Below are 23,973 nucleotides of genomic sequence, written 5' to 3' on the forward strand. Positions count from 1 at the left end.
CTTCCTATTCCCTCCAGCATCGACGCTTGGGGGCAACTTGTCCAGCTCCTGCCGCTACTTTCGATCGATCTCGCCGCGCCCGTATGCGAGCAGCATCACTAGAATAACCACGCCATAGATGATCTGCCGGCCGGCTTCCGGCATCTGCATCACCGCGAGGATCGATTGCAGCAGGGTGATCAGGATAACGCCGGCAATCGTACCGAGGTAATTGCCGCGCCCGCCGAGAATATTGGTACCGCCGAGAACAACTGCAGCGATGGCCGGCAGCAAATACGGGTCCCCCATGGCCTGATAAGCCTTGGTCGAATAACCCGCAAGCAGCACACCGGCGAACGCAGCAGCCGCCCCCGACAGAACAAAACACCAGATGATCACTGCATTGGTGTTGACGCCGGAGAGGTAGGCCGCAGCCTCGCGATTGCCCACCGCATAGACACGGCGGCCGAACGCGGTACGGGTCAAAAGGAAGATGGTGAACGCACCGACGACGACCCATATCAGCAGGGCATTCGGGATACCGAAGATCGGGCGTCCGACAGCCAGGAAATGCATCGCATCGGTGGCATGGTCCTGCGGCGCAAAACCGCCCGTATGCAACACCATCAGCCCTTGCACCACAGCGTTCATGCCAAGTGTAAAAATCATCGACGGCAACCGCAAATAGGCCACCCCGAGGCCATTCAGCAATCCGACCATCGCACCACAAAGTATCCCGACCGGAATGGCGATAAGATTACCGGTCTCGCCGAACCAGCCGGCAACGGCCGTCGCCATCATCGCGCCGAGCGTCACCGTCCACGGGATCGAAAGATCGATGTGACCGATCAGGATGACCATCATTGCGCCCGAGGCGATGATACCGAGAAAGGCGCTGATTTGCAGTTGCTGCAAGAGATATTCCGGTGAGAGGAACTCGCGGGAATAAAGTGCGCCGCCAAGCAGCATCAGGATTATGCAAGCAAAGGCAATGACAAGCGAGCGGTCGAAGGCAAACCGCAGGGCAGGGATGGTGCTGACCGGAAGTTTCGACTCGCTCATGCGAAAAGCTCCAGGCGGTTGCGGATACGCAGGACGCGCAATGCGCCGAGACTTACGGCCGCAAGCAGAACAACCCCTTGGAACAGCGGCTGCCACAACGGATCGAGATCAAACACGAAAAGCAGATCTTCGATAGTGCGAAGCACGAACGCACCAAAGATCGATCCGACCGCCGAGCCCCAGCCACCGAACAACGACGTTCCCCCTATCACCACGGCCGCGATGGAATTGAGGGTATAGGTGCTGGCAATCGGAGCCGAGGCCTCGCCTGAATAGGTGTTGAAGGTCAGCATCAGTCCGCCGATGGCGGCAAGCAGACCTGCAAGCGTGTAGGCCAGGAGCTTCGCCCGCTGTACGGGCACGCCGGACATATAGGCGGCCTGCTCGTTAGACCCCACCGCATAGGCCGCGCGTCCGAGCACTGAATTCCGGTAGGGTAGCCAGACGATCAGCACAATTGCAAGGAGTACAACGAGTGCTGTCGGTATGATGCCGAAGAGCTGGCCCGTTGCAAAGTCGGCGATATCAGATTGTACGTCGCCTCCAGGTCCCGGACGCACATAGAGCGCGATGCCGTAATATACGGCGCCAGTTGCAAGCGTCGTGATGATCGGCTGCAGTCGCCCCCAGACAATGATTGCCCCGTTGATGAATCCGGCCAGCGCACCCACCCCCAATACGAGCGCGATACCCGCAAACCCTTCGCCGATCGTTCCAACCACGAGGACGGATGCAAGACAATTGGCAAGGATGAAGACCATTCCCACCGAAAGGTCGAGACCGCGCGTCAACACCGGCAATGTCTGCGCCATGGCGACCAGCGCGAGCAGAACCGCCTTGTTGGACGCTGTGGTCGCCACCGCCGCTGTCAGCCCGACCGGATGATTGCTGACATAGATGATGAACATCACGATGAAGAGACCGATGGCTGCGAGCAACCCGCCATTGTGATGGATGCGATGGCGAAGGTCGTTCATGCCGCCTGTTCCTTGTCATCGACATTCAATGCCGTTTCGATGATAGTGCGCTCATTGAGATGCTGGCCCTTCAGTTCCCGTGCGATGCTGCCGTTATACATGACGAGAACGCGGTCACAGCAGCCGATCAGCTCTGCATAGTCTGTGGAATAGAAGAGTACCGCCACTCCTTTGTCGGCAAGGTCACGAAGCAGCTGATACACCTCCTGTTTGGTGCCTACGTCGATACCGCGCGTTGGATCGTTGAGAAGGATGATGCCGGGAGCAGTCATCAACCATTTAGCCAGCACGACCTTTTGCTGGTTGCCACCCGACAGGGTGGAGACTGCGGCGGAAAGATCGGAAATCTTGATCTTCAGGCTGTCGATCATCCTTTCGACAGCGGAATGTTCTTTACCGCCATCCAGTCTCAATCCCTTCTGGAACCGCGACAACGAAGCCAGACTGATATTGTCGCGAATATTCATCGGCAGCATCAAGCCTTCGGTCTTGCGGTCTTCAGGAATAAGCGCCAATGGCAGGGAAGCGCGCATTGCCGAACGGGGGCCCGAGAGACGGTGCGGTTTGCCCATTATCTCCACAGTACCTGAAACACCTTTGAGCACACCGAAAAGCGCCAACAGCAGGGAACGCTGTCCCTGACCGTCCAATCCTCCCAGTCCGACGATTTCGCCCTTGCGAATATCAAGTGAGATATCGCGCAACTGGGTACCCCAAGCAAGGTTTTTGGCAGACAGTGCTACCGGTTCCGCCGGCTTCGGCGCTGGCTTGTCAGGATAGTGATGCGTTAATTCACGCCCAATCATCATCTGGACGATGGCGCTGACCGAGCGTTCGCCCTTCCGGAACGTTTCGATCCTCCTTCCATTGCGGAAAACGGTTGCAACATCGGCAAGAGCCTCGATCTCATGCATCCGGTGCGAAACGTAGAGAATACCCAAGCCTTCAGATCGGAGCTTGCGGATGATCGCGTAGACACGTTCAACATCGGCGGCTGTCAACGCTGAAGTCGCCTCGTCCAGAATGAGCAGCTTCGGCTTTTTGCCGAGCGCCTTGGCGATTTCCACCATCTGACGCCGTGACAGCGGCAGGTCGCGTACGAGTTCGAGCGGATGCACATCCTCACAGCCGATCGACGCAAGGAGCTCCCGCGCGCGTTGACGCTGTGCAGCACTGTCGATCAACCCGCCGCGAAGGGGAGGGGAGACGATCGAGAGATTATCCGCAACCGTCAGGTCAGGCAGCAACGAAAGCTCCTGGAAAACGCAGACCACGCCTGCGGCCATCGCCTCCGTTGGGTTGCGAAAATTTACGCGCCGGCCCTCGACGAAGACCTCGCCATCGCTCGGGTCGGTCACTCCGGCGGCAATTTTGATCAGGGTCGATTTGCCAGCGCCGTTCTCGCCAAGAATCGCATGAATCTCGCCTGGGTAGGCGACGAAATCCACCTCGTTCAGCGCAGCGATACCGCCATAGCGCTTCGAGACATGTTTCATTTCCAGAATTGGTGCAGCGTCCGACACGAAAACCCCTCCCAAAGAGAACCGGGGCGCACATCTAGCGCCCCGGCATTGAAGATTTACTGATCGGCTTTGGTCTGACCCATGATTTCCTGTGCACTGAAATTTATGCCGCAGGTCGGGAAGGAATTGCCAACGAAGAAGTTGTCGGTTTCTTTTGAATAGAAGCTGTCGCCGTCCTTGAAATTCGGATCTTCGACAATGGACAGCGGCAGCGAAATCGATTGCGGGACGACCTCTCCTTCGAGCGCCGCAATAGCAGTCTTGATGGCAACCGCAACCTGCGCAGGGCCGGTACCGGCGGAGGTGCATTTCAATCCATCCTTGGAATATTGCGCGCAGAGCTTGCGGAAACCATTCTCCGTTTCACCGCCCACCGGAACGAAAGGATGTTTCGCGTCGATCATGGCACGCACTGTTCCGGTCGAGCCTCCCTGAACGGAAACCCCATCGAAGTGCTTGTGCACGGCAATGGCATCAGCCACGACCTTCTGCGCGGTGCCGTCATCCCAGCGGCCGACGACCTCGACGGTTTCCCACTGTCCACCAGACTTTTTCAGGACTTCCTGAATGCCCTCATGACGATCGCGATCGACGGAAGTGCCGGTAACGCCGCGTACTTCAAGCAGCTTGCCTTTGTTGCCAGGCACATTCTTGACAAGCCAGTTGCCCCACAATTCGCCAAGCCCCTTCTGGTCGACATTCACATTGACGGCTTCATCGGTATCGAGGGTGTTGTCGAAAGCGATGAGGACAACACCAGCGGCATTGGCACGCTTGATTACCGGCTTGAATGCCGTCGGATTCTGCGCGTTGACGACGATGGCGTCATAGCCGGAATTGATGAAATTATCCACTGCCGCGATCTGCGCAGCGACATCGTCGCCAGTCGAGACCACCTTGAATTCCTTGAGCTTGGCCTTCACCTCTGGCAAGGCAGCATAGGCTTTGGCGGTCTGAATCATCTGGATACGCCAGGTGTTGCCAATGAAACCGTTAGCAAGCGCTATGCGGTATGGACCTTCCTTCTTGGGCCATTGGAAAAACTTCGTTTCTGCCGTCAGCGGCTTGAAGCATTCTGCATCCTTGCTCGGACCTTTGACGATTTCGGGGCCCGCCGCATGGGCAGATACCGTCATCACGAGAGTGGCAGCTGTCGCGGCCAACAGATACTTAAGTGTCGTTTTCATTTCAGTTCCTCCTCCTTGTTAGTTATTGTTTTGTATTCGCAGTTTTTACGGGGTTTGCGCGCCCCGTCGCGTCGTCTCCAATGCGTAGACAGAGCTTGTGGCGGTGATGTACAGCCGCGACTTTTCCGGCCCGCCAAAGGTGAGATTGGCGACGACCTCGGGTACGAGAATCCGGCCAAGCCTTGTTCCATCAGGCGTGTAACAGTGAATGCCGTCCTCGGCGGAGATCCACAACAGCCCCTCGGTGTCGACGCGCAGTCCGTCCGGGACCATGTCGATCTCCGCAACCACGCGGCTGTTCCCAAGTTTTCTCCCGTCGATCACCTCGAGAGCGCGTACGTTATGCGGACGCGAGTTGTCAAAACCGAAGCCATGGCCGCGAGCACGACCGGAATCGGCGATGTAGAGCACTGTTTCGTTGGGGGAGAAGGCGAGACCGTTCGGCCGGTCGAAATCATCCGCAACCACCTCGACGAGGTGCGTCTCCGGATCGATCCGGTAAACCTGATTGCTGCCGATTTCGCTCGGCGCGCGAATGCCCTCATGATCGGAAATGATGCCGTAGGGCGGATCGGTAAACCAGATCGAACCATCGGATTTGACCACCACATCATTGGGAGAATTCAGGCGTTTGCCCTTCCAGTGCGTGGCGAGAACCTCGTAGCTGCCATCCTTGCCGGTGCGGCTGACACAGCGTCCGCCATGTTCGCAGGAGATCATCGCGCCGGTCCGGTCCAGCGTATTGCCATTGGTTCGTTGTGACGGCTGCCGGAACACCTGCAAGCCTTTATCCTGTGACCAGGACATCATCCGGTTGTTGGGAATGTCGGAAAAGCGCAGTTCATGCGTTTCGTTTATCCAGACCGGCCCTTCGGCCCAGATAAAGCCGGTCGCGATCCGCTCCAGCCTGGCGCCGTTCGGAAAAAAAGACGCGAACTGTTCATCGTCCGATGAAAGAAAATCCTCTTCCGTTCCCAATGATGGCCCTCCCCAAGTCGATCCGTCATGCTTTTTCACGCCGCCGAATACGGCTACTATCGTTGCACGGCTTTCAGCCGCCGCTCACTATTGCGCGTTGGTCTGTTGTAGGCTGCAGGCATCCCCAGCAATTCAATGTAAGACGAACGTGTCCATTCAATATGCCAGGCCAGCAATTCCACAACCTTCTCATTGTCGTTCTTCGTAACCAGCTCCAGCAGCCGCTTGTGCTCTCCATGCGACTTTTCATTGAGCGCAGGATCGAGTGACAGCCGGTTGCGCAAGGCCTGGATGCGGAACGCGATAACGGTGAACGTCTCGGACAGAAACTGATTTTCTGCGAGATCGAACATTGCTTGATGGAACATCCCGTCGAGAACGCGATAATCCTGCGTGTTTCCAATTGCCATCGCCACATCCATGTCGGCGACAAGTTCGGCCCAACGGCGGCGCAGGGCATCCCGATTGCGTTCCATGGCCAGACGAAGGGCGGCGAGTTCGAGTATGGAACGCATCTCGGCGAGCTGCACAACCTGGACTGAACTCATTTCGAAGACGAAGGTACCACGCTGAGGGTGTATCTCGACAAGGCCCTGGCGCTTCAATTCCAGAAGCGCCTCGCGCACCGGAGTCTTGCTTACCCCAAGCTCCTGAGCCAGCGCCAGTTCCGACAAGGGTTCGCCGCACTGCAGCGTTCCGTGTACAATGCGGCTGCGAATATGCGCGGCGGCCTGTTCCGTCAATGAAGGACCTCTGGCAAGCGTTAGAGTCACAAAGACATCTCCTGTCGTGCTTATATCTGAGATATCATATATTAGCGGCACAGACATCTAGATACTTGTAGGGATGGTAGAGCAGATGGCGGAAATTCTCGTTAAGGTGGATGAGCTTGCAAAACGCCTTCTGGCTGCGCTTGTGGCCGAAGGCGTTCATGATGAGGCGGCAGCCGCAACGACAAAAGCCCTGATGCACGCATCCCTTCTTGGCATCGACAGTCATGGCGCGCGCTTGATCACGCATTACTGCAAGGTCCTTCGCGGCGGGCGCGTCAATCCGCGAGCTGCTGTTTCATGCCACCGCACTGGTCCTGCCACAGCCATGGTCGACGGCGATAACGGGCTCGGTCATCTAACCGCATATCGCGCTGTGGCCGTCGCCATCGAGATCGCCCGCGAAAGCGGCATAGGTGCCGTTGGCGCGACTCGTTCCTCACATTTAGGGGCTGCAGGCCCCTATGCCCTCGCCATTGCGGAAGCGGGCATGATCGGCTTTGCCACCACCAATACCGACTCGATCGTGGGGCTTTTCGATGGTGCCGAACCATTTCACGGAACCAACCCGCTCGCCTTTGCCGCACCGGTAACGGGCGAAAAGCCATGGCTGCTGGACATGGCGACCTCGTCCATCCCGCTCAACCGCGTCCTGCTCTATCGTTCCTTGGACAAAGAGTTACCTGAGGGCGTTGCGGCGGACGCTGCGGGTGCACCTACGCGAGATCCGGATGTAGCGCAGATGCTGTTGCCACTAGGCGGCGCAGGCTTCGGTTTCAAGGGTGCCGGACTTGCCGGTGTGGCGACACTCCTTTCCGCTGTCCTCACAGGCACGACGCTCGATCCTGATTTTATCCCCATGGTCAATAGCGACGACATATCGACGCCGCGCAATATGGGACATTTCTTTCTGGCTATCGATCCTGCACGCTTTGCAGGCGCGAACATCTTTGCCGCAGGTATGCGCGCCTACCTCGATCAGCTCCGGGCAGTTCCCGCCATCGATGGCGGGAAGGTCATGGCGCCGGGCGATCGCGAATGGGCCGTGAAACAGCAGCGTCTGCGGGACGGCATACCGCTCGATAGCGATACAGCAGCGTTCCTCAATTTCTAGCGGTCAAGCTGCATTTTCTTGACCGGAACGGGAACTCCTCTGACGGGCGATGCGTTCGATAGCATCGATCAACCCCAAAAGAGGGAGTGGAAAAATGTCTTCGACGCAATCAACGACAGACCACAAGCTCATTCGTAAATGGGTGGAGGCGCGGGATGGCCGGCCATCCAAGGTTGCAGGACGCGATGAGGGGGGTATCTTGCGGATCGATTTCGGCGAACGGGAAGAAACCCTCGAGAAGATGTCATGGGACGATTTTTTCGAAGTTTTCGATGATCGCCAGCTCGCCTTTCTCTATCAGGAAAAAACCGAGGACGGAAAACCGAGCCGGTTCAACAAATTCGTCTCGCGCAAAGACAACTGATCGCGGAATCCCGCGCCCCGCAGCAAGGAAACGCCCGGTCTCGAAACTTGCCGAAGCTGAATTTCGCGCGCAGTTCCTCAGGAATTCAAATACGGAGCGTACGATCGCACGTTCGGGTTGAAGCAGTAGTCGCGACCTTCTGGTTCTGGATGGAACTTCGAAAGACCCTTACATCCAGCTGGTCGAGGCGTCCGAGAGCGATATCGTCGCCGTACCGAGCGAGGTCGGGCGGAGGGTGGCGGCAGTGCCAAGGTCCAGGATCGGCCTTGAGCAGCCATTGCCCGAACGGCGTGCAGCCAATTGATCGCACCTCGACTATCGGGACCGCGGTCGATGATGTCGCCGAGAAATATGAACTTCGGAATAAATTCGTTCCTATCGGCATGCACTGTGATTGCAGCGACCAAAGTTCCTAGCAAGTCGGCACGACCATGGACGTCGCCGATGGCATACGTGCAGATGGCTTGAGTGGGATGCGTGACCATACTGATTTTCTAGTAGGAGTTGAGGGACAGAGTGCCTGTAACATGACCAGCAAATCTTTATTAAGAGTTGAATAGCGGTGTTCTTTACAAGCTCGGAAACAATTTTCTGGTCGAGAAATCATCGCAACCTAGTTTAAGTTAACTGTGAAACGCTATGTAATATTACTGACAAACCACTGTCGCGCGGCTACTTTTTGTTCAGAATATAGCGAATGATTCTGGATGTCGCTGCTGAAAATTTTCTAACGCTGCTTCACATCGATAGACATTGAAGACGACTGCCGCTGGCCATTATCTCGGCACTCGTTGCAACAGCTGCGACTATGCGTCGACCGTGTCATCCTCCATGACCGAAAACCGTTCAACCTATACGCAAGGTTAGATTGCCCTCGCTTCTGGCGCGAGTACGTTGGCATGGAAGGTCGCGATGACCCACTTTGAACATGGATCCGGGCCGCGGCTGCGGTTGTCTGGCTGCTGTCATTTTATCGAGAGAATGGCGAATGAGAAAAGATGCCTCCGACGTAGTACAGCAGCGAGGCCAGTCGTTCACAATGCTTCGCGGTAATTACCCACGGAAGGTTAGCTCAGGAATGGAATCCGAATTATGGAAGATCTGACCGTAGCGCAGTGTTGAGAGACCCATTGATCCGGCAAATGATGACGGCCGACGGCGTGACACTTACAGAATTAGCAAGTTTGCTGGAGGAAGCCGCCGCGAAGAGGAACCTAAGCTTCGGGGTCCATCTACCAAGAAACATCGTTTCGAATCTCGGCATGGGCGATGGTCTGGGGCGGGAACCGGCGGCGTTCGTAGCCGGCGGCGGAATGGTTCATCCCCATCGTTTATGCCAAAGTCACTCAGCCCAAGTATAACGTGATAAGCCCTCACTCGGAAGCGTGATAGAACCATCGTTTCGATCGTTGAAATAGCCCAAATGAGCAGGCATCGAGTGCATCGAAACGATCGGTTGGAAATAAGAAAACGAGATTAAAATGTCATCTACGAAGGCGTCACACGTATCATCGATAAATGCTTCCGGCTTGGAAGCGGTGATGCTTGTCGACAAGCGGCAGCGCAGATTGGCGGCTGGCCAGGATCCGGCCAAGCGCCAGCAGATCCTTGAAGGCGCAAACCGCGTTTTTTCGCATTTGGGTTTCGATGCCGCGAGCATGAATGACATAACGCGCGAAGCCGGCGTGTCGAAGGGGACGATCTACGTCTATTTCGATAGCAAAGAAGAGCTTTTCATGGAGCTCTGCAACCATTACCGCGAAGTCCTTTTCGTGAACATCTATAATTTTCTGGAGGACGATGGGGATTTGCGGGAAGCGCTGATCGGTTTCGGATCAGCCTTGGCGGAACTAATCACCTCCGATGTGGTCATTAGCGCGCAGCGTGGGGTGATCGGCGTTGCCGAGCGCATGCCGTCGATCAGCCGTGAGTTCTACGAGCGGGGCCCCAAGCGCGGTCAGGCCAAACTCAGGGGGCTACTGGACAGGAATGTCGCGACTGGAGTTCTGGACATCCCGGACACCGAGCTAGCGACCTACCAGTTGGTTGACCTGTTCATGTCGGGCATGTTCAAGAAACGCCTGTATGGTTGTATGGAAGGTCCGCCTTCGCAGGAACTGATCCGCAGGACCGTGACGGCTGGGGTTGATGTGTTCCTGCGAGCTTACCGACCGTCCTGATAGTCCGCCGTGGCGATCGTGCCGGGTATTCTAGAAGCGCTAAATTTTCCAACTCCAAACCGTCCCCTAACCGTCGATCTGACATAGAGGCGAACCCGATGAAAATTCTTGTTGTAGGTGCAGGTGGCATAGGCGGTTATTTCGGAGGTAGACTTCTGGCTGCTGGTCGCGACATAACTTTCTCGTACAATGATGATCGAAAAACTACAATCAAATCCAACCTCTCAGGTCTATGTCGTTGATGATGACGTGCATATGCGGGAAGCTGTTCTTGGCATGCTTCGATCATTGAACATCTCCGCTCGTGCTTCGAAACTGCCTCTGGCTTTTCTCGAGAATGTCCCGCCAGGCCCCGGATGCATCGTGCTTGATGTCAGAATGCCCGGTATCAACGGTCTGGATTTTCAAGATGAATTGGTCGTGATGCAATGCAGTTAAGACGGGCCTTTTTCATCTTGGCGGCTGATGGCCATTCGCGAAACAATACGGCGCTCAACCTGTTTCCGAGGAGCGCCGTATTACCCGGAGAAAGCGAGCGTCATTGCTGGCTGCTCAACAATCTCGATGACGGGTGGACAGCACGAATGGGAACGATGCGAAGCATTTGCAAGTCCCGGGATGACCTTCGATTATCACTATGTAAGCCACGGCTTTATTCTTGACTCCTTGGTCCAGAATAACTATTTTCGTTTTATGGCCAGACCCAAAGAATTTGATCGCGATGCAGCCCTTGCCGGAGCACTCCAGGTGTTCTGGGCCAAGGGCTATGAAGGAGCTTCGACTGGTGATCTCCTGAAGGGAATGAAGATCGGTCGGCAGTCAATGTACGACACATTCGGTGACAAGCAGGCGCTTTATCTCGAATGCCTGCACTGCTACCACAAGCTCGATAACAAGAACTTCTTCGACCATCTGAGCGACAATCCTTCGCCGCTTGAGGTCCTACATGGTTTCCTTGCGATCTTCACTCGCCGGAGCGAAGCGGAGAACGCCATGGGTTGTATGGGCATTAATGCCATTACTGCCTACGGCCAAACGAAGCCGGAAGTAAAGGCGTTGGCACTTAACACTGCCGCTAGAGTCGAAGCTATGCTTGCCCGGTTGATCGAGGCGGCGCAGAAAACTGGGGAATTAGCCAACTCCGTGGATGCCGATGTCGCCTCAAGCTTTGTGTATGCTGCTCTGCAGGGCCTCACTGTTCGCGCCCAAGCCGGCGCTAGCCGAGGTGAACTGGCTGACGTCGCAGATTTCACCATAAAGGCGCTTAAAGCTATGCGGTGAACACCTCATGCCTAAAAGTCACTACCGTGGTCAATTTTGGATTACTCAGTCCAAAACCCAACTTTGTGTTCATGAAAGGAACCAATATGTCGGCATCTCTCACACTTCTCAACAAGCGCGCCATCGTCACTGGGGGCTCACGCGGTATTGGCGCTGCTATCGTCCGCCGACTTTCGGCCGACGGAGCAAGCGTCGCTTTCACCTATTTGGCCAACTCCGATGCGGCCGATAGCCTTGTCGATGAAATTGCTGTCAATGGCGGCAAAGCTTTTGCCTTTAGAGCTGACAGCTCCGATGTAGAAGGCTTGCAAGGCGCGATCCGCCAGGCAGCAGAAAAACTGGGAGGACTCGACATCTTGGTCAACAATGCCGGTGTCCTGACCCATGCCGTGATCGAGGACGTAACACTTGCCGATTTCGACAAAACAATCGCCGTCAATGTGCGCGCTCCCTTCTTTGCCATGCAAGAAGCAGCAAGGCACATGCAGGCGGGCGGGCGTATCATCAATGTGTCGAGCAACACTGCGGTCCGCGTTGCAGTGCCAGGGGCCAGTGTCTACGCCATGTCCAAAGCCGCAGTCACCTCAATGACACGCGCCCTGGCTCATGAGTTCGCCCCCTTGGGTATCGCCGTTAATGCCATCCAACCTGGTCCGACGACAACCGACATGACTGATCGTGGAGAAGAGATGAAGGCATTTATCACCGGCATGGTTCCGGCAGGCCGTATGGCCGATGTCTCGGAGCCTGCAGCGCTGGTCGCCTATCTTGCTGGGCCCGCCGCGGGCTTTATCAATGGCGCAGCAATAACCATCGACGGAGCGATGACGGCCTGACGAATTGCAATGACCAACACAGTTGGTCTCATCGGATGCAAACGTGCGAAATGCCGTTCTGGCTCGATGAGACCAACCATGCGAACCTTCAATATTGTAGTCAAGTCGGCCATCGGCATTTCGCACGTTTGCATCCGGCGATTACTTCTCGGCTACACACTAAGTATACTTATGGCATCGGGCATTTCGTCCTATGAACGCCTTCGACTTGCACTAGGAGTTGAAGCATCCCATGGACACCAATAAGCAAACGATAGCCAGTGTAGTGGTTCCCGACACCGAGCTGATCCGGAAAGCCCTCGACTACGCGAAAACCGTCTACGAACCCTACCTGTACAACCACGTGCTTCGGTCATGGTTATTCGCCGCAACCTTGGCTGACATGAAAAATGTCCAACACGACGGAGAGATTCTCGCCGTTGGAACGCTTCTGCATGATGTCACTTTAAATACATCGTTTCGTGGCCCACGGCGCTTCGAGGTAGAGGGTGCTGATATAGCTCGCTCGTTCGCAAAGGATAGCGGCGTTGATGATAGGCGCGCTCAGCTAATTTGGGACAGCGTTGCCCTCAATTCAACCCCATCAATTGGTCTCTACAAGGAACCAGAGGTGGCCTTATGCACAGCAGGGATTTGCCTCGACGTAGTCGGCTTGGATTATACCCAAATTCCAACAGACCGGCGGAAAGTCATCACCGACGCATATCCGAGATTGGGAATGAAAGAGAAGATGACGCGTTGTTTCTGCCACATGGTGAAAGCCGCGCCGGAAACAACGTATGATAACTTTCTCAGAGATTTTGGGCTGCGATGTGTTCCCGGTTACTCGACACCATCGTCTGTAGACTTCGTTCAGGATGCTCCGTTCGAGAGCTAATCCTCTGACTTCGTTCAAGATAGTCCTCATCGGGGAGCGAGGTTAGTGACTAAAGATAAACTCAGTACAGCAGCACCTGTGTCGAGAATTGTGGATGGCATCGGGATGAACCGTCGATCATTCGTGTTGTGCTTTGTGGCGGCAGTCACAGCAGCGCGGCCGGTTGTTGCGGTGAGTGCCCCAAGGGGAAATGAGAAGATGTGGCCCAATGCGCCAAAACATGTTGAATCTGGTGTCCTTAACATCGGCTTTTACGAACTCGGGTCTCCTGCCGCGCCGGCGGTTTTTTTGCTGCATGGTTTTCCCTACGATATACATAGCTATGTTGAAGTGGCTCCTTTACTCGCCCAAAAAGGTTTCCGTGTTATTGTGCCGCATCTTCGGGGCCACGGCACCACATCATTCCTTGAACTCTCCACCGCTCGTTCAGGTCAGCAAGCCGCTATTGGCAAAGACTTAATTGATCTGATGGATACGTTAATGATCGATCAGGCAATTTTTGCTGGATATGATTGGGGCGGTCGAGCAGCTGCGTCGCAGCTGCGCTTTGGCCTGAACGGTGCAAAGGTCTGGTTTCAGTTAATAGTTATCTGATTCAGGACATTTCTCGCGCGAACCAGCCCGCCCCTGCGAGAGTCGAGCGCGGTTTTTGGTACCAGTTTTACTTTCAGACTGAGCGTGGACGTCGTGGCTTGGACCAATACAGAAGTGACATTGCCCGCATTATGTGGCGAGACAACTCGCCGACCTGGAATTTTGACGAGGCGACGTTCAATCGCTCCGCGGCCTCTTTTGAAAACCCCGATTATGTTGACGTCGTCATTCACTCATATCGTCATCGATTGGGTGGCGCACCGGGCTATCCTGAATATGCAGCGCTGGAATCGGCGTTGGCGGATCTGCCGAAAATTAAAGTTCCCGCAGTCACACTCGATGGTGATTCCGATGGGGTTGTTGCTGCAACCGATGGGAAGACCACAGCTGCAAACTTCTCAGGCAAGCGTGTCCATCACGTTGTTCCCGGAGTTGGCCATAACCTTCCACAGGAGGCTCCTGCGGCGTTTGTGGATGCAATAGTCGAGGTAAGCTTGATGTAAACGCGGCGCTCGGCTTGATTACTGTACCTGCACACTGCGGGTGCGCGTGAAGCCACGTCAGACAACATCGCCGCTGCCAATCGTACTTTCATATAGGTTGATCGCGGATTCAATTGGTAGCGTAAAAGAGAAGGTTGCCCCGGTTTGCGCCCTTTCTGCGACCCAGAGACGACCACCGTGAGAGTCGATAATTGAACGGCAAATAGCGAGCCCCATCCCCATACCTTGATCACCCTTCGTCGTGAAGAATGGTTCAAAAATCTTTTCCGGGAATTCAACACCTGGACCGGCGTCACTGATATCGATTTGAACAGCACCTTCAAGAAGTCGCGCTCGGATCTTGAGCAGCTTTTCGTTCATGGATCCATCCATAGCATCGATGCCATTGCGCATAAGGTTGGTCAACACCTGCTGAACCTGAACACGATCCATTGCCACAAGCGGAAGATGCTGTTCAACTTCCAGCGATATTGTCACGCCGCGCTTAAGGGCCTCTTCAGCCAGCAACTCGCGTGCCTCCGTTATCACGTCTTTCACCGCTTCAGATTGGTGGGTTTCTGCGGCCCGCTTGAATAACGCGCGCACCCGCTTGACCGTATCGACCGCTGTCGCAGCGCTTCGGACGATCCTCTCCAAGGCTGCGCGTGCTCGTTCAATGTTAGGTGGCTCAGTGGAAAGCCAGCGTTGGCACGCATCCGAACTCGACACCAATGCCGCCAAAGGCTGACCTACCTCGTGTGCGATAGAAGCAGACAACTCCGAGAGGCTGGCAGCTTGGCTGGCCCGTGCGTATCTCTCCTGAGCGCGGCGCAACTCCTCTTGTGACCGCTCCTGATCTTCAACATCGAAGCATACACCATTCCACTGCACGATAGTGCCGTCAGCTTTCTTCATGGCCGCGACGCGCATTTCGACCCAACGAAAATTGTCCATCGAAGCGACGTAGTCGATGCTTGAACGAAAACGGCTCACCAGTTTGCAACGCGTCGAAGAAAGTCTCAGTTAAACGCTGACGATAATCAGGATGGACGATTTCCTCGAGAACTACAGACAGGCGGGTTCTTCCAACGACATCCTTCGCGTCGACGTCAAAACCAAGGAAATCACGAAACTGCTGACTGAAGTATATCGGTTCACCATCAGCCGAGGTACACCAGATGAGGGCTGGCACAGTTTCGATCAACTGCCGTAGCGAACCCTCGCTTTCGCGCAGGGCCATCTCGGTTCTCTTGTAAACATCGATGTCTACTGAAGTGCCATACCATCCCGTGATGCGGCCGGTGGCGTCCGCCGTAGGTCGAGCCGCAATCCTGTGCCATACGTATTGGCCGGTGGTCCGGAGCATCCTGTATTCGACATGCCAATGTTCGCCCGTTCTGAGCGAATGTCGAAAAGCCTCTGCCGCTTGTGGATAATCGTCAGGATGAACGCCGAGACTCCAGCCATTATCTCCACCATCGAGAAACGGTCTGCCATTCAATGGCCTGTTGAGGTCTTCGAGCGTCATACCGATTGCAATCTGACCGGAAGGCGTCACGTAGGTGAACTGTCCCTCAGCGTTGAGCGCCCAGGCTTTGCCATATAAACTTTCGATAACTTTTGCAGCACGAATTGCATCCGCCGTCTCGCCAACGGGACCCATCTTAAGCCAGCGCTCATTACAATCCGATACCATCGGATCGACGTTCACGCTCACGCTGTAGCCAGGCTCGGCGCGCATTTCGGCCACCGAGTATTTGCCATCTGCCTGCCGTTGTCTGTATTTGACTACCTGAGGTACCCCAGTCCAAAACGCATATGCGACGGCGTGCGAGGCCAAAAGGCGATCTTCGGGATGAATCACGCTGAGTGAAGGTGGAACATCTTCGTCACGATCATCCATGAAGGCAGTAACAAGTGAGTTTGAGTTCGGCACTTCCTCATTCGACGCCCTTATTACTTCACCAATCAAAAATGAGAGGCCGAACAATACAGCGATAGAGATCACTGTCGGCTCACTGCCTTCCACAACTGCCACAATGGCCGAAATCAGGAAGCCCGCAACCAGCACTGCTCGAAACTGTGACCTGAGACGGCCGTTCAAGAGCACGAACGCCGCAACGATCGGGCAGAGCAGTCCCAGCACTGATCCTGCTAGCCAACAAGCCGCTGCGCCGGCAATCACAGAGGCGAGCGCGAGGAAAATCTTGTTTCGAAGAAAAGCACCCATGATGTGAATCAATCCGCCAAAATGTCGAACCTGCCGAGTGTCGCGTACATACTGTCGTTGCATTTCGGGCGGCTTGGATCAGATATGGCACTTCTCTTGGCATAAACCAATATCGTGGCAGATGGGCGAGTATCAAGCCTGACGGCATCCAAACGTTAGCATGCCCCCAAACGTTCGGTTAGGTACCAGAAGCATACGTTTCTTTTTATGCTCGAGCATTCTGAACGATGGAGAAAGACGTGTTCGACACCAACAACCTTAGGAATTCTCGGCCCTTTGACATCCCGGGTTCGTTGACGGCAGAAGCCGTCGAGAAAATCGCAACTGGACTGAATGGCCTGCTAGCGGATGTATTCACCCTATATATGAAAACAAAGAACTTTCACTGGCACATTTCTGGGCGCAATTTCCGTGATTATCACCTTCTTTTGGATGAGCAGGGCGACCAGCTTCTGGCAATGACAGACCCTATCGCGGAACGCGTGCGGAAAATTGGGGCAACAACTTTGCGCTCAATTTCACACATCGAAAAACTTCAGCGCATCAACGACAGTAATGATACTGACCTCACACCAGAGGAGATGTTGAAACAGCTTCTCGAGGATAACGGCCATCTCGTCCAGATTCTAAGGGACGTGCACGACTTAACGTCGGAACTTGGCGATGTCGCTACCACGAGCGTGCTCGAGAACTGGATAGACGAAGGCGAGCGCCGTATTTGGTTCCTTTACGAAACCCAGCATTGAGAAAAAACCAACTTAATTCGCTTTGACTTCATGGAACGACCGTAAGCGATGAGCAGTGGTTGAATATGCACATATTATGATGGCGGCGGGTGTCGCCATCAGCATTCAGACCCAAAAATACAATATTGGAACAGAGGAAAGTCCGGTTCCGCGTTACGGTGCGGACTTTCCTCTGGAGTGAGCTCCCCAGTTCCGACTAGACCTGTTTGTTCAGTGGATTCCTTCGGCCGCCATTGCCACCTTCACCGCTTCCCGGTTTCTTACCCTTTCGCGGAAGGCGACGAGCACTTGCGGCGTGCCAATTTTGAAACGCTCAGCCCACAGCAGCATCACAAAGAGATAAAAATCAGCAACCGTGGCAGCATCGCCGAATAAATAGTCACTCTTGAAGTCCTGCGCCATGAATTCAAACCTCTTTTGGATTTCAACTCGTGCTTGGGTTTTTTCCTGATCGCTGCCGGCGTGGAATATTCCTCTAAAGCTACCATGCACTTCAGTAGATATATAGGTGAGGGCCTCGAGCAGGCGGCTTCTGCCCAGGTTACCCGATACACCCAATTGCGGAAAACGCGATGCGACCCAATCGAGGATCGCAATGTTTTCAGTCAGTACCTCCCCATCGTCTAACTCCAACGCGGGGACATACCCCTTCGCCGTTATATCTTTGAAATTTTGACCTGTGGCCGTGATTTTCGTTGAAAGGTCTACGCGTTCGACTTCAAATTCGATACCAGCTTCCTGGAGAGCGATGTGATCGGCAAGGCTGCATGCCATTGGGTAATAGAAGAGCTTCATTATGGTACTTTCAGTTGGAGGACGTCTCTTGATTGGCTCACGCCAACCCTCATCTTTGACTGAAGGTTAAGGACGGATCCCAGAAATTGGAATAAAACGAGTGGTTAGCTTGTTTTTTGTTTCAAGCAGTAGCCGCGCAGCTCCGCCGAAATTTATGGATACCACCCACGCTATTATCCCCTGACCCAAGCAGGTTCCTGCATACCTATGTTTGGGTTGCATGATTGTCTTACCTGCATCCAAGCTGAACCGTTACATCGCTTAACAGGGTCGGGGGATATAACGCTTGGGATTCTTTCCGACCTGCTCAGAAGAAGCATGGCCAGGCAATTTTCAAAGAAACAAAGGAATGATCATGAAAAAAATCGCTAAATTCGTCTTTGCTGCAGGATTTTACGCAGCATCGACGCTGGCAGGTTTCGCTACCACAAGTAAACCGACAATCGTGCTGGTCCATGGGGCTTTCGCAGATTCATCGAGCTGGAACCACGTCGTGTCCCGTTTGGAAAAAGATGGTTATCCAGTCCTGGCGGTGGCCAATCCTCTCCGCGGAGTGAAGAGCGATGGTGAGTATGTCGCCCGGATTCTAAAAAGTGTGAAGACGCCGTTGGTGCTGGTCGGACATTCCTATGGCGGTTCGGTTATTAGTAGTGCAGCGGCGAACGTTTCGAATGTCAAAGCCCTAGTGTTTGTCTCGGCATTTGCGCCTGAACTGGGAGAATCAGCGGCAACGCTTTCTGGCAAGAATCCAGGCAGTACGCTCGGGCCGACACTTGATGAGCCGGTTGTGCTGCCCGACGGTACCAAGGACCTTTATATCAATCAGCGGAAGTTCCCGGAACAGTTCGCTGCTGACGTTCCGTTGGCAACTGCAAGATTAATGGCAGTCGGGCAGCGGCCAATCACCGACGCTGCCTTAGCGGAGCCGGCTTCCAATGCCGCATGGGAGAAAATTCCGTCGTGGTTCGTTTATGGAGAGGCCGACAAGAACATTCCGCCTCAAACCCTTAAATGGATGGCAGATCGCGCCAAATCGAAGAAGACTGTAGCCATCCAAGGTGCCTCCCACGTAGTAATGATTTCTCATCCAGACGAAGTCACTAAGTTGATTGAAGCAGCCGCATCAGAACAGTAAGATTCGACTTACCGAAGGCGGGCCGCCCGGCTTCGGTTTTCGGATAGAACCTTCGTATAGGTAGGGACGCGTGGCTGCAGTGTTATGATTGCTTGCCGGGCGAGTATACGAGCGGCGATATGCAACCGAGGGAGGACGGACAGCATGATGCGGATTTTCGTTAGCGACGATTCCGCCGCCCGACAGCTTGACCACCATGCGGGACGATCAATACCTATCGTCACTAAGCGCATGCGTTCGGCAATCTTGATGGGCAGACAGTCAATGGGTCACGGTGCTGGTCGTCTTGTCCGAAACACGTTGGCAAGAGCGTGAGCCGAGGATGACCCTTTATCCGCCTCGGCAAGTTTGATCTTCAGGATAAAGGAAATGGGGCGAGCCAATGGCTGCATAAGCAGATTGACGAACTGTCGTTAATCGAGATGATAGGAACTGTCGGAGCAATGATGAGTTATAGTCTGTTGCCTTGCCGATTTGTTATGAAATTAGAATGGGCGTCCGAGACTTCCGACCTGTACCAGTAGAAAAGATATCAGCTGCGGACAGCTAAGATTTTTTCTAGAAAGAGTTCGCTCACGCCAATGTCAGCCGTAAACACGAAGATCCTAGCAATTATCGACGACGACCGGCACCTTCGGGAGTCGCTTCAGGATTTATTGGAGACGGAAGGCGTTAAAAGCAATCTCTATGGATCGGCAGAGGAATTCCTGGCGGGCAACGGTCATGAACTCGTGCATTGCATCCTGGCCGATGTAAGAATGACTGGAATGTCTGGCATCGAGTTGCTGCGGATTTTGCGTCAAAAGGACGGATGTCCTCCCATCCTGATCATGACTTCTTATACCGATAATGGAATGCAGGCGACAGCGCTGCGGTGTGGGGCAAGCGCATTTCTCGCCAAACCTATTGACAGTCGCCAGTTAATGGCTTGCATCGAAAAAGCTACTTCCTAAAGAATACCTCCCTTATCGGCAGCGCCAGTGACTCATTGCGCCACCGGGAAGGCCCTTATCCCGACATCCGATGATTAGCGTGCTTTTACGTGTCCGGAGCACGGAAGCCAGCGCCAATTCCGCCGGGATATTCCAACCCGACGACCACATCAGGGACGATCCGGACCGCCTTAAGTCCCGCTCTATCCTAAACCTTCGTTTGGGAGGTGTGTTGGCCCACGTGGTGTTAATTTCTTCGTAATCAAACGAAGGAGATAAGAAATGGCAGTACGCAAATATTCGGTATTAGCGATGGTATGGTTCAACATCGTGCTGGCCGCCTGGCTTTCTGTCTACATGCTCTATGACCCCGAGAGTTGGTACTATTTCATACCCGGTGTGACGGACACCGGCCTCTTCAATCAACATTTTATTCGGGATATCGGGATCATTCAGGGTTTCATCGCCTTGGCTTTTTTGATCGGGGTACGCCGCCCGGAGCGTCGAACAGAGTTGTGGGGCGCAGCGACGCTTTGGCTAATTGCTCACGCCGTATTCCACTTGTGGGAAGTTGCCGTAGGCATATGCTCTGCTTCTGTTATTGTCCGTGACTTTCCGGCGGTAAGTTTGCCAGCATTGTTCGGCATCGTTGCTACAATGTGGGCCTGGAACCAACAGAACGCACCCGCCGGAGGAGGCACATTCATGCGGGGAAGTAATGGTGGCTCAGGCAAAGACCGTGCAGGTAAGCCAATCGCCGAAAATTAGTTTTTCAAATGCCGTTATTCGCGTGGGAAGAAGGTTATCGGTTCGAGCGAACCCGGTCGAACTTTGGCAGCACACGAGCAACCATCGTTTTTCGCATCTTAAGCGACTAGGAGATCAGATAGCAGTCCGTTTATCTAATACCGGAGAAGTAATTCGAATCCACCAGAACAAACGATTTCAAGTTTGATCGTCAATGCGCCCCGGCAGGTCCTGCTATCGGTTTAACGGTGCAATAATTTGCACGATGTTCAAGAGCGAAGCGGCGAGGCTGAAGGACACCACGTGGATTCGTCCGGATGCGTCCGAGAATTCTTGGTCTTAGTCGAGCTAGCTTTCGCACTGAGAAATCCGCATTGCTTCGCAGCATCCAAGTTCCCGTTGCTCGTCCCCTATGCGAATCTGATAGATCTGAAACTCGATGCGCCAGATGGCTCAAAGCCAGTTGATTACTGACCGCAAGCGTGTTTTGTGGCGATTGATGAGATGCCTGCTTTGGCGCGTTCAATCCTGAAGTGATAGGTGGCAAAAAGCAAAACGATGACTACCAATCAAAGTGAAAACAGCGATCGATCCGTGCAGACAATCCTGCAGATGACTGCCGCGTTGTCGGGAGTGATAGTATATACTTCGGCCAACGGTTTCATGACGGGCGGACTCGCGGTAGCTGGCCGTGAAGTAGGACTTTCGGAAGTTGTAATTGGTTTCGTGCTCGGCATCGGCGCATTTATTGGAGTGATTGCCGCTCCACTTTGGGGCTATGCCGCAGAAATCTGGAGCCGACGAAAGCTAATGCTTCTTGCGGTTCCAATGGTTGCGTTGGGACCGGCGGCGATGGCAGTAATCACTGCTCAGTCGATATTGATATCGTCGGTCGTAGCAGCTGCAGCACTGACGGTTGCTCGTCTCGTACAGGCCATGTTCGGCGCGGCACTGATCCCAGTCGCGCAGGCGTATATGGCTGACTTGACGAACCCGAACCACCGCATCCGGGGGATGGGAGGTTTAAGCGCAGTTATAAGCTTTGGAACATTGATAGGATCAGTCTTGCTGTGGGGCACAGGTCGACACGGCGTGGCTACCGGATTTGCTATTGTTGCTCTGCTTGGCGTAGTCGCCACGTTATTGGTTTTCATCTTTTTACCAGAGGCTCAGTCCCGCACTAACCTTCCCGTTGCCGAACGCACGTTGCCTCTTACACGTATTGCTCCCTACATAGCGATAACCTTGGTGGGTTTTACTTCTTACACAGTTGTGCCACCGATCCTTGCATTGAGGCTCATGGATAAATTTGGCTTCGCTGGGGGCGAGGCTGCTGCTACGGCAGGGCTAATCCTAACTGTTGGGGTTGTAGCCGTTTGTCTTGCCCAGGTATTGATAGCAGCTCGGCAGAACTGGAATCCATCAATTATGTTACGCGTTGGAAGTGCTTCAATTTTAGGCGGTTTGGCAATGCTGCTTGTCGCTGATGATGTGATAAGCATGTGTATTGCGATGATCACCATTGGCTTTGCCGTTGGTTTCATCGCTCCTGCAAATCTGGGGGCGATCAGTCTGCACGCTGGGCAAGGGTCCCAAGCTAAAGTAGCAGGGCTGAATATGGCCGCCCGGGGATTGGGTTCGGCCATCGGACCGATAATCGGGACGATAATGTATAAAATGGACGTAGATGCTCCAATCTATGGTTCCATGATATTGGTTAGCGCACTTCTGCTGCTCACTGTCGTCGTTCGCACTCCAAGTGTGACCTGCTCGATCCGTAATGCCAATTTCTAATTCGATAAATAACCTGTTCTTAAATAGAAATTGCAGGTGAGACCGTGATCATAGTGGTTCAATCGTTACTTCGTAGAAGTCTCAACCTGAGCCGCCCCGAGTTTGCCGGAGCCCCAACTTCTGAGAAAGTGGAGCCATGACAAGCAAGACAGCGAACGAGTTTTCACCTGAAGTCCTTAACCGAGCCATCCGCATAGTGCTAGATCACGAAGCCGAGCATCCGTAACGGTCGCTGCTGTTTCATCTAGCGCGGCCAAGATCGGCAGCTTGCCGGCTGGACTGGCTTCCGGATAGCCAGAACCGAACCGGAGCTTGTCGAAATAGACACTGACACTGGCTCGCGCCGCGTCACAAATCTTGTATTGGCAAGCAAAGCCGTTGCGACCGATGGACAAATTCGAGAATGTGGTCAGATAATGTACGACCAAAAGCGCTATTTAAGCTGGCGCTATTGCTCCTATTACCCGTCTCCTTTCCTTCGACACGGTCCATATTGGAATTGTACACCGGAGCTACCAATGACCCGTCGATTCAGGAATGGCAGTCGGCTTTCCAAGACGGAAATAGCGGAACTCGAGAAAATCCATCGAGTTTTTCAACGATATTCATTGGGGGCGAAATTATGATGCAGCGTTTGCTCCAATTCTGCAGCCATAATTTCGCTCAAAGACAGAAGCGGTCAGTAGAGCAACGTTCTTGAGTATTCACCAATAATTCAATCAGTGGGAAAGAAAATGCAGAGCACTCTTGTTCTCAAGTCATGGACTACTGAAGGATTTGAGATCTTGCGGCAAAATAATACCCCTGATCAAACACTTTACATTGGAGGGCCCGAGTCAGAAGAAAAGCTGGCTGACCGCCAGCGCAGATATATGCAAAATTCTCCCGGCATTACATCCATGCAAATGATCGAATTCGGCGGCGTATTGGTTGGATCGATTGGCTATTGGGAGACGGTCTGGAATAACATGGAGGTGTACGAAACTGGTTGGGCCATCGTGCCTGAATTCCGCGGTCGCGGAATTGCCCGTGGAGCTCTAGTTGCTCTCGTGGAGCATCTGAGGCCGATAGCGCGGCATTCCAAGCTGCAAGCATATCCTTCAATAGACAATATAGCTTCGAATGCACTGTGCCGGCGATGCGGTTTTAAATTTTTGGGAGAGTATAAAGTCGAGTATCCACCTGGCCGCTTCTTTCGAGGCAATGCTTGGGAGCTGGAATTAATCTGAATCTTCCCCTGGCCGGCCCTCGACTTTGAATGCGTGCTTGTGTCCCCGAACGAACTCCTATCTAGGAAGCCCGCATTGCTTCGAGGCAGCTAAGTTCGCGGGCTTAATCGTCCTCAGATGCACCCCTTCCTACTAAAACGACTCAATGCCGATACAACTCA

The 23,973-nt window shown here is 54.0% G+C and carries 25 protein-coding genes and 2 pseudogenes; 17 read left to right on the plus strand and 10 right to left on the minus strand.

Features of this window, described 5'->3' with window-relative positions; all coding sequences use genetic code 11:
• Positions 1-54: 54 nt before the first annotated feature.
• From C7476_RS16110 to C7476_RS16135, 6 genes are read right to left on the minus strand one after another with little or no spacing between them, the layout of a single operon-like run.
• Positions 55-1,041, minus strand: a complete 987-nt coding sequence (locus tag C7476_RS16110) for an ABC transporter permease (protein ID WP_114430927.1) — start codon at positions 1,039-1,041, stop codon at positions 55-57.
• Entirely contained in the window at positions 1,038-2,018 is a 981-nt protein-coding gene (locus tag C7476_RS16115; protein ID WP_114430928.1) for an ABC transporter permease, read from the minus strand. Before C7476_RS16115 ends, C7476_RS16110 begins: the two co-directional genes overlap by 4 nt.
• Positions 2,015-3,541: a sugar ABC transporter ATP-binding protein gene (locus tag C7476_RS16120; protein WP_425373994.1), complete on the minus strand. Its 1,527-nt coding sequence runs from the start codon at positions 3,539-3,541 to the stop codon at positions 2,015-2,017. The genes C7476_RS16115 and C7476_RS16120 overlap by 4 nt, the downstream gene beginning before the upstream one ends.
• A 56-nt stretch (positions 3,542-3,597) precedes the next feature.
• Positions 3,598-4,728 carry a sugar ABC transporter substrate-binding protein gene (locus C7476_RS16125; RefSeq protein WP_114430929.1) on the minus strand — a complete coding sequence of 377 codons (1,131 nt, stop codon included), beginning with the start codon at positions 4,726-4,728 and terminating at the stop codon, positions 3,598-3,600.
• A gap of 45 nt (positions 4,729-4,773) precedes the next feature.
• Positions 4,774-5,706 (minus strand): SMP-30/gluconolactonase/LRE family protein, encoded by a 933-nt coding sequence (locus tag C7476_RS16130; RefSeq protein WP_114430930.1) that lies wholly within the window; start codon positions 5,704-5,706, stop codon positions 4,774-4,776.
• 56 nt (positions 5,707-5,762) lie between these two features.
• A complete protein-coding gene (locus tag C7476_RS16135) occupies positions 5,763-6,479 on the minus strand; it encodes a GntR family transcriptional regulator (RefSeq protein ID WP_181872465.1) in 717 nt (238 codons plus the stop codon).
• A gap of 85 nt (positions 6,480-6,564) precedes the next feature.
• Here C7476_RS16135 and C7476_RS16140 point away from each other — a divergent pair, with 85 nt between their 5' ends.
• Positions 6,565-7,590, plus strand: a complete 1,026-nt coding sequence (locus C7476_RS16140; RefSeq protein WP_114431063.1) for an Ldh family oxidoreductase — start codon at positions 6,565-6,567, stop codon at positions 7,588-7,590.
• Between the two features lie 94 nt (positions 7,591-7,684).
• Positions 7,685-7,954, plus strand: coding sequence for a hypothetical protein (locus C7476_RS16145; protein WP_114430932.1), 270 nt, complete (start codon positions 7,685-7,687; stop codon positions 7,952-7,954).
• 168 nt (positions 7,955-8,122) lie between these two features.
• Here the strand turns inward: C7476_RS16145 and C7476_RS29145 are convergent, their stop codons facing one another.
• The gene (locus C7476_RS29145; protein ID WP_281032711.1) at positions 8,123-8,254 is read right to left on the minus strand and encodes a hypothetical protein; all 132 of its coding nucleotides are present in this window, start codon (positions 8,252-8,254) and stop codon (positions 8,123-8,125) included.
• A 1,181-nt stretch (positions 8,255-9,435) separates the two neighbouring features.
• On the opposite strand from C7476_RS29145, the gene C7476_RS16155 reads away from it, so the two are divergent.
• From C7476_RS16155 to C7476_RS29235, 8 genes and pseudogenes are all read left to right on the plus strand, one after another.
• Positions 9,436-10,134: a TetR/AcrR family transcriptional regulator gene (locus C7476_RS16155; RefSeq protein WP_114430934.1), complete on the plus strand. Its 699-nt coding sequence runs from the start codon at positions 9,436-9,438 to the stop codon at positions 10,132-10,134.
• 98 nt (positions 10,135-10,232) lie between these two features.
• Positions 10,233-10,352, plus strand: a pseudogene (locus tag C7476_RS29150) (2-dehydropantoate 2-reductase N-terminal domain-containing protein); the annotation flags it as partial.
• Positions 10,327-10,572 (plus strand): response regulator, encoded by a 246-nt coding sequence (locus C7476_RS29425; protein ID WP_425373998.1) that lies wholly within the window; start codon positions 10,327-10,329, stop codon positions 10,570-10,572. The pseudogene C7476_RS29150 and the gene C7476_RS29425, both read left to right, overlap by 26 nt.
• 27 nt (positions 10,573-10,599) lie before the next feature.
• Positions 10,600-11,415: a TetR/AcrR family transcriptional regulator gene (locus C7476_RS16170; RefSeq protein WP_114430936.1), complete on the plus strand. Its 816-nt coding sequence runs from the start codon at positions 10,600-10,602 to the stop codon at positions 11,413-11,415.
• An 86-nt stretch (positions 11,416-11,501) separates the two neighbouring features.
• A complete protein-coding gene (locus C7476_RS16175; RefSeq protein ID WP_114430937.1) occupies positions 11,502-12,251 on the plus strand; it encodes an SDR family NAD(P)-dependent oxidoreductase in 750 nt (249 codons plus the stop codon).
• Between the two features lie 232 nt (positions 12,252-12,483).
• Positions 12,484-13,128 carry an HD domain-containing protein gene (locus C7476_RS16180; RefSeq protein WP_114430938.1) on the plus strand — a complete coding sequence of 215 codons (645 nt, stop codon included), beginning with the start codon at positions 12,484-12,486 and terminating at the stop codon, positions 13,126-13,128.
• Between the two features lie 45 nt (positions 13,129-13,173).
• On the plus strand, positions 13,174-13,722 hold the full coding sequence (locus C7476_RS29230; protein WP_342633347.1) for an alpha/beta fold hydrolase: 549 nt from the start codon (positions 13,174-13,176) through the stop codon (positions 13,720-13,722).
• Positions 13,723-13,820: 98 nt separating this feature from the next.
• Complete coding sequence (locus C7476_RS29235; RefSeq protein WP_342633348.1) at positions 13,821-14,225, plus strand: alpha/beta fold hydrolase; 405 nt, start codon at positions 13,821-13,823, stop codon at positions 14,223-14,225.
• Positions 14,226-14,282: 57 nt separating this feature from the next.
• On the opposite strand, the gene C7476_RS16190 is transcribed toward C7476_RS29235, so the two are convergent.
• Both C7476_RS16190 and C7476_RS16195 read right to left on the minus strand, forming a co-directional pair.
• Positions 14,283-15,119: a sensor histidine kinase gene (locus C7476_RS16190; protein ID WP_181872467.1), complete on the minus strand. Its 837-nt coding sequence runs from the start codon at positions 15,117-15,119 to the stop codon at positions 14,283-14,285.
• Positions 15,106-16,350: a PAS domain-containing protein gene (locus C7476_RS16195; RefSeq protein ID WP_210207798.1), complete on the minus strand. Its 1,245-nt coding sequence runs from the start codon at positions 16,348-16,350 to the stop codon at positions 15,106-15,108. The genes C7476_RS16190 and C7476_RS16195 overlap by 14 nt, the downstream gene beginning before the upstream one ends.
• 365 nt (positions 16,351-16,715) lie before the next feature.
• On the opposite strand from C7476_RS16195, the gene C7476_RS16200 reads away from it, so the two are divergent.
• Entirely contained in the window at positions 16,716-17,180 is a 465-nt protein-coding gene (locus tag C7476_RS16200) for a Dps family protein (RefSeq protein ID WP_245426393.1), read from the plus strand.
• A 210-nt stretch (positions 17,181-17,390) separates the two neighbouring features.
• On the opposite strand, the gene C7476_RS16205 is transcribed toward C7476_RS16200, so the two are convergent.
• Entirely contained in the window at positions 17,391-17,975 is a 585-nt protein-coding gene (locus C7476_RS16205; RefSeq protein ID WP_114430942.1) for a glutathione binding-like protein, read from the minus strand.
• 355 nt (positions 17,976-18,330) lie between these two features.
• On the opposite strand from C7476_RS16205, the gene C7476_RS16210 reads away from it, so the two are divergent.
• From C7476_RS16210 to C7476_RS16230, 6 genes and pseudogenes are all read left to right on the plus strand, one after another.
• Positions 18,331-19,110, plus strand: a complete 780-nt coding sequence (locus C7476_RS16210) for an alpha/beta fold hydrolase (protein ID WP_114431064.1) — start codon at positions 18,331-18,333, stop codon at positions 19,108-19,110.
• 581 nt (positions 19,111-19,691) lie between these two features.
• Positions 19,692-20,063, plus strand: coding sequence for a response regulator transcription factor (locus tag C7476_RS16215; protein WP_114430943.1), 372 nt, complete (start codon positions 19,692-19,694; stop codon positions 20,061-20,063).
• A gap of 261 nt (positions 20,064-20,324) precedes the next feature.
• Positions 20,325-20,810 (plus strand): hypothetical protein, encoded by a 486-nt coding sequence (locus C7476_RS16220; protein WP_245426382.1) that lies wholly within the window; start codon positions 20,325-20,327, stop codon positions 20,808-20,810.
• A gap of 519 nt (positions 20,811-21,329) precedes the next feature.
• Positions 21,330-22,583 (plus strand): MFS transporter, encoded by a 1,254-nt coding sequence (locus tag C7476_RS16225; RefSeq protein WP_147274666.1) that lies wholly within the window; start codon positions 21,330-21,332, stop codon positions 22,581-22,583.
• Between the two features lie 136 nt (positions 22,584-22,719).
• Positions 22,720-22,847 (plus strand): annotated as a pseudogene (locus C7476_RS29430) (IS3 family transposase); the annotation flags it as partial.
• Between the two features lie 470 nt (positions 22,848-23,317).
• Entirely contained in the window at positions 23,318-23,812 is a 495-nt protein-coding gene (locus C7476_RS16230) for a GNAT family N-acetyltransferase (RefSeq protein ID WP_114430945.1), read from the plus strand.
• Positions 23,813-23,973 lie beyond the last annotated feature (161 nt).

Origin of the sequence: Phyllobacterium bourgognense (assembly GCF_003337575.1) — a bacterium.
Classification (GTDB): Bacteria; Pseudomonadota; Alphaproteobacteria; order Rhizobiales; family Rhizobiaceae; genus Phyllobacterium; species Phyllobacterium bourgognense.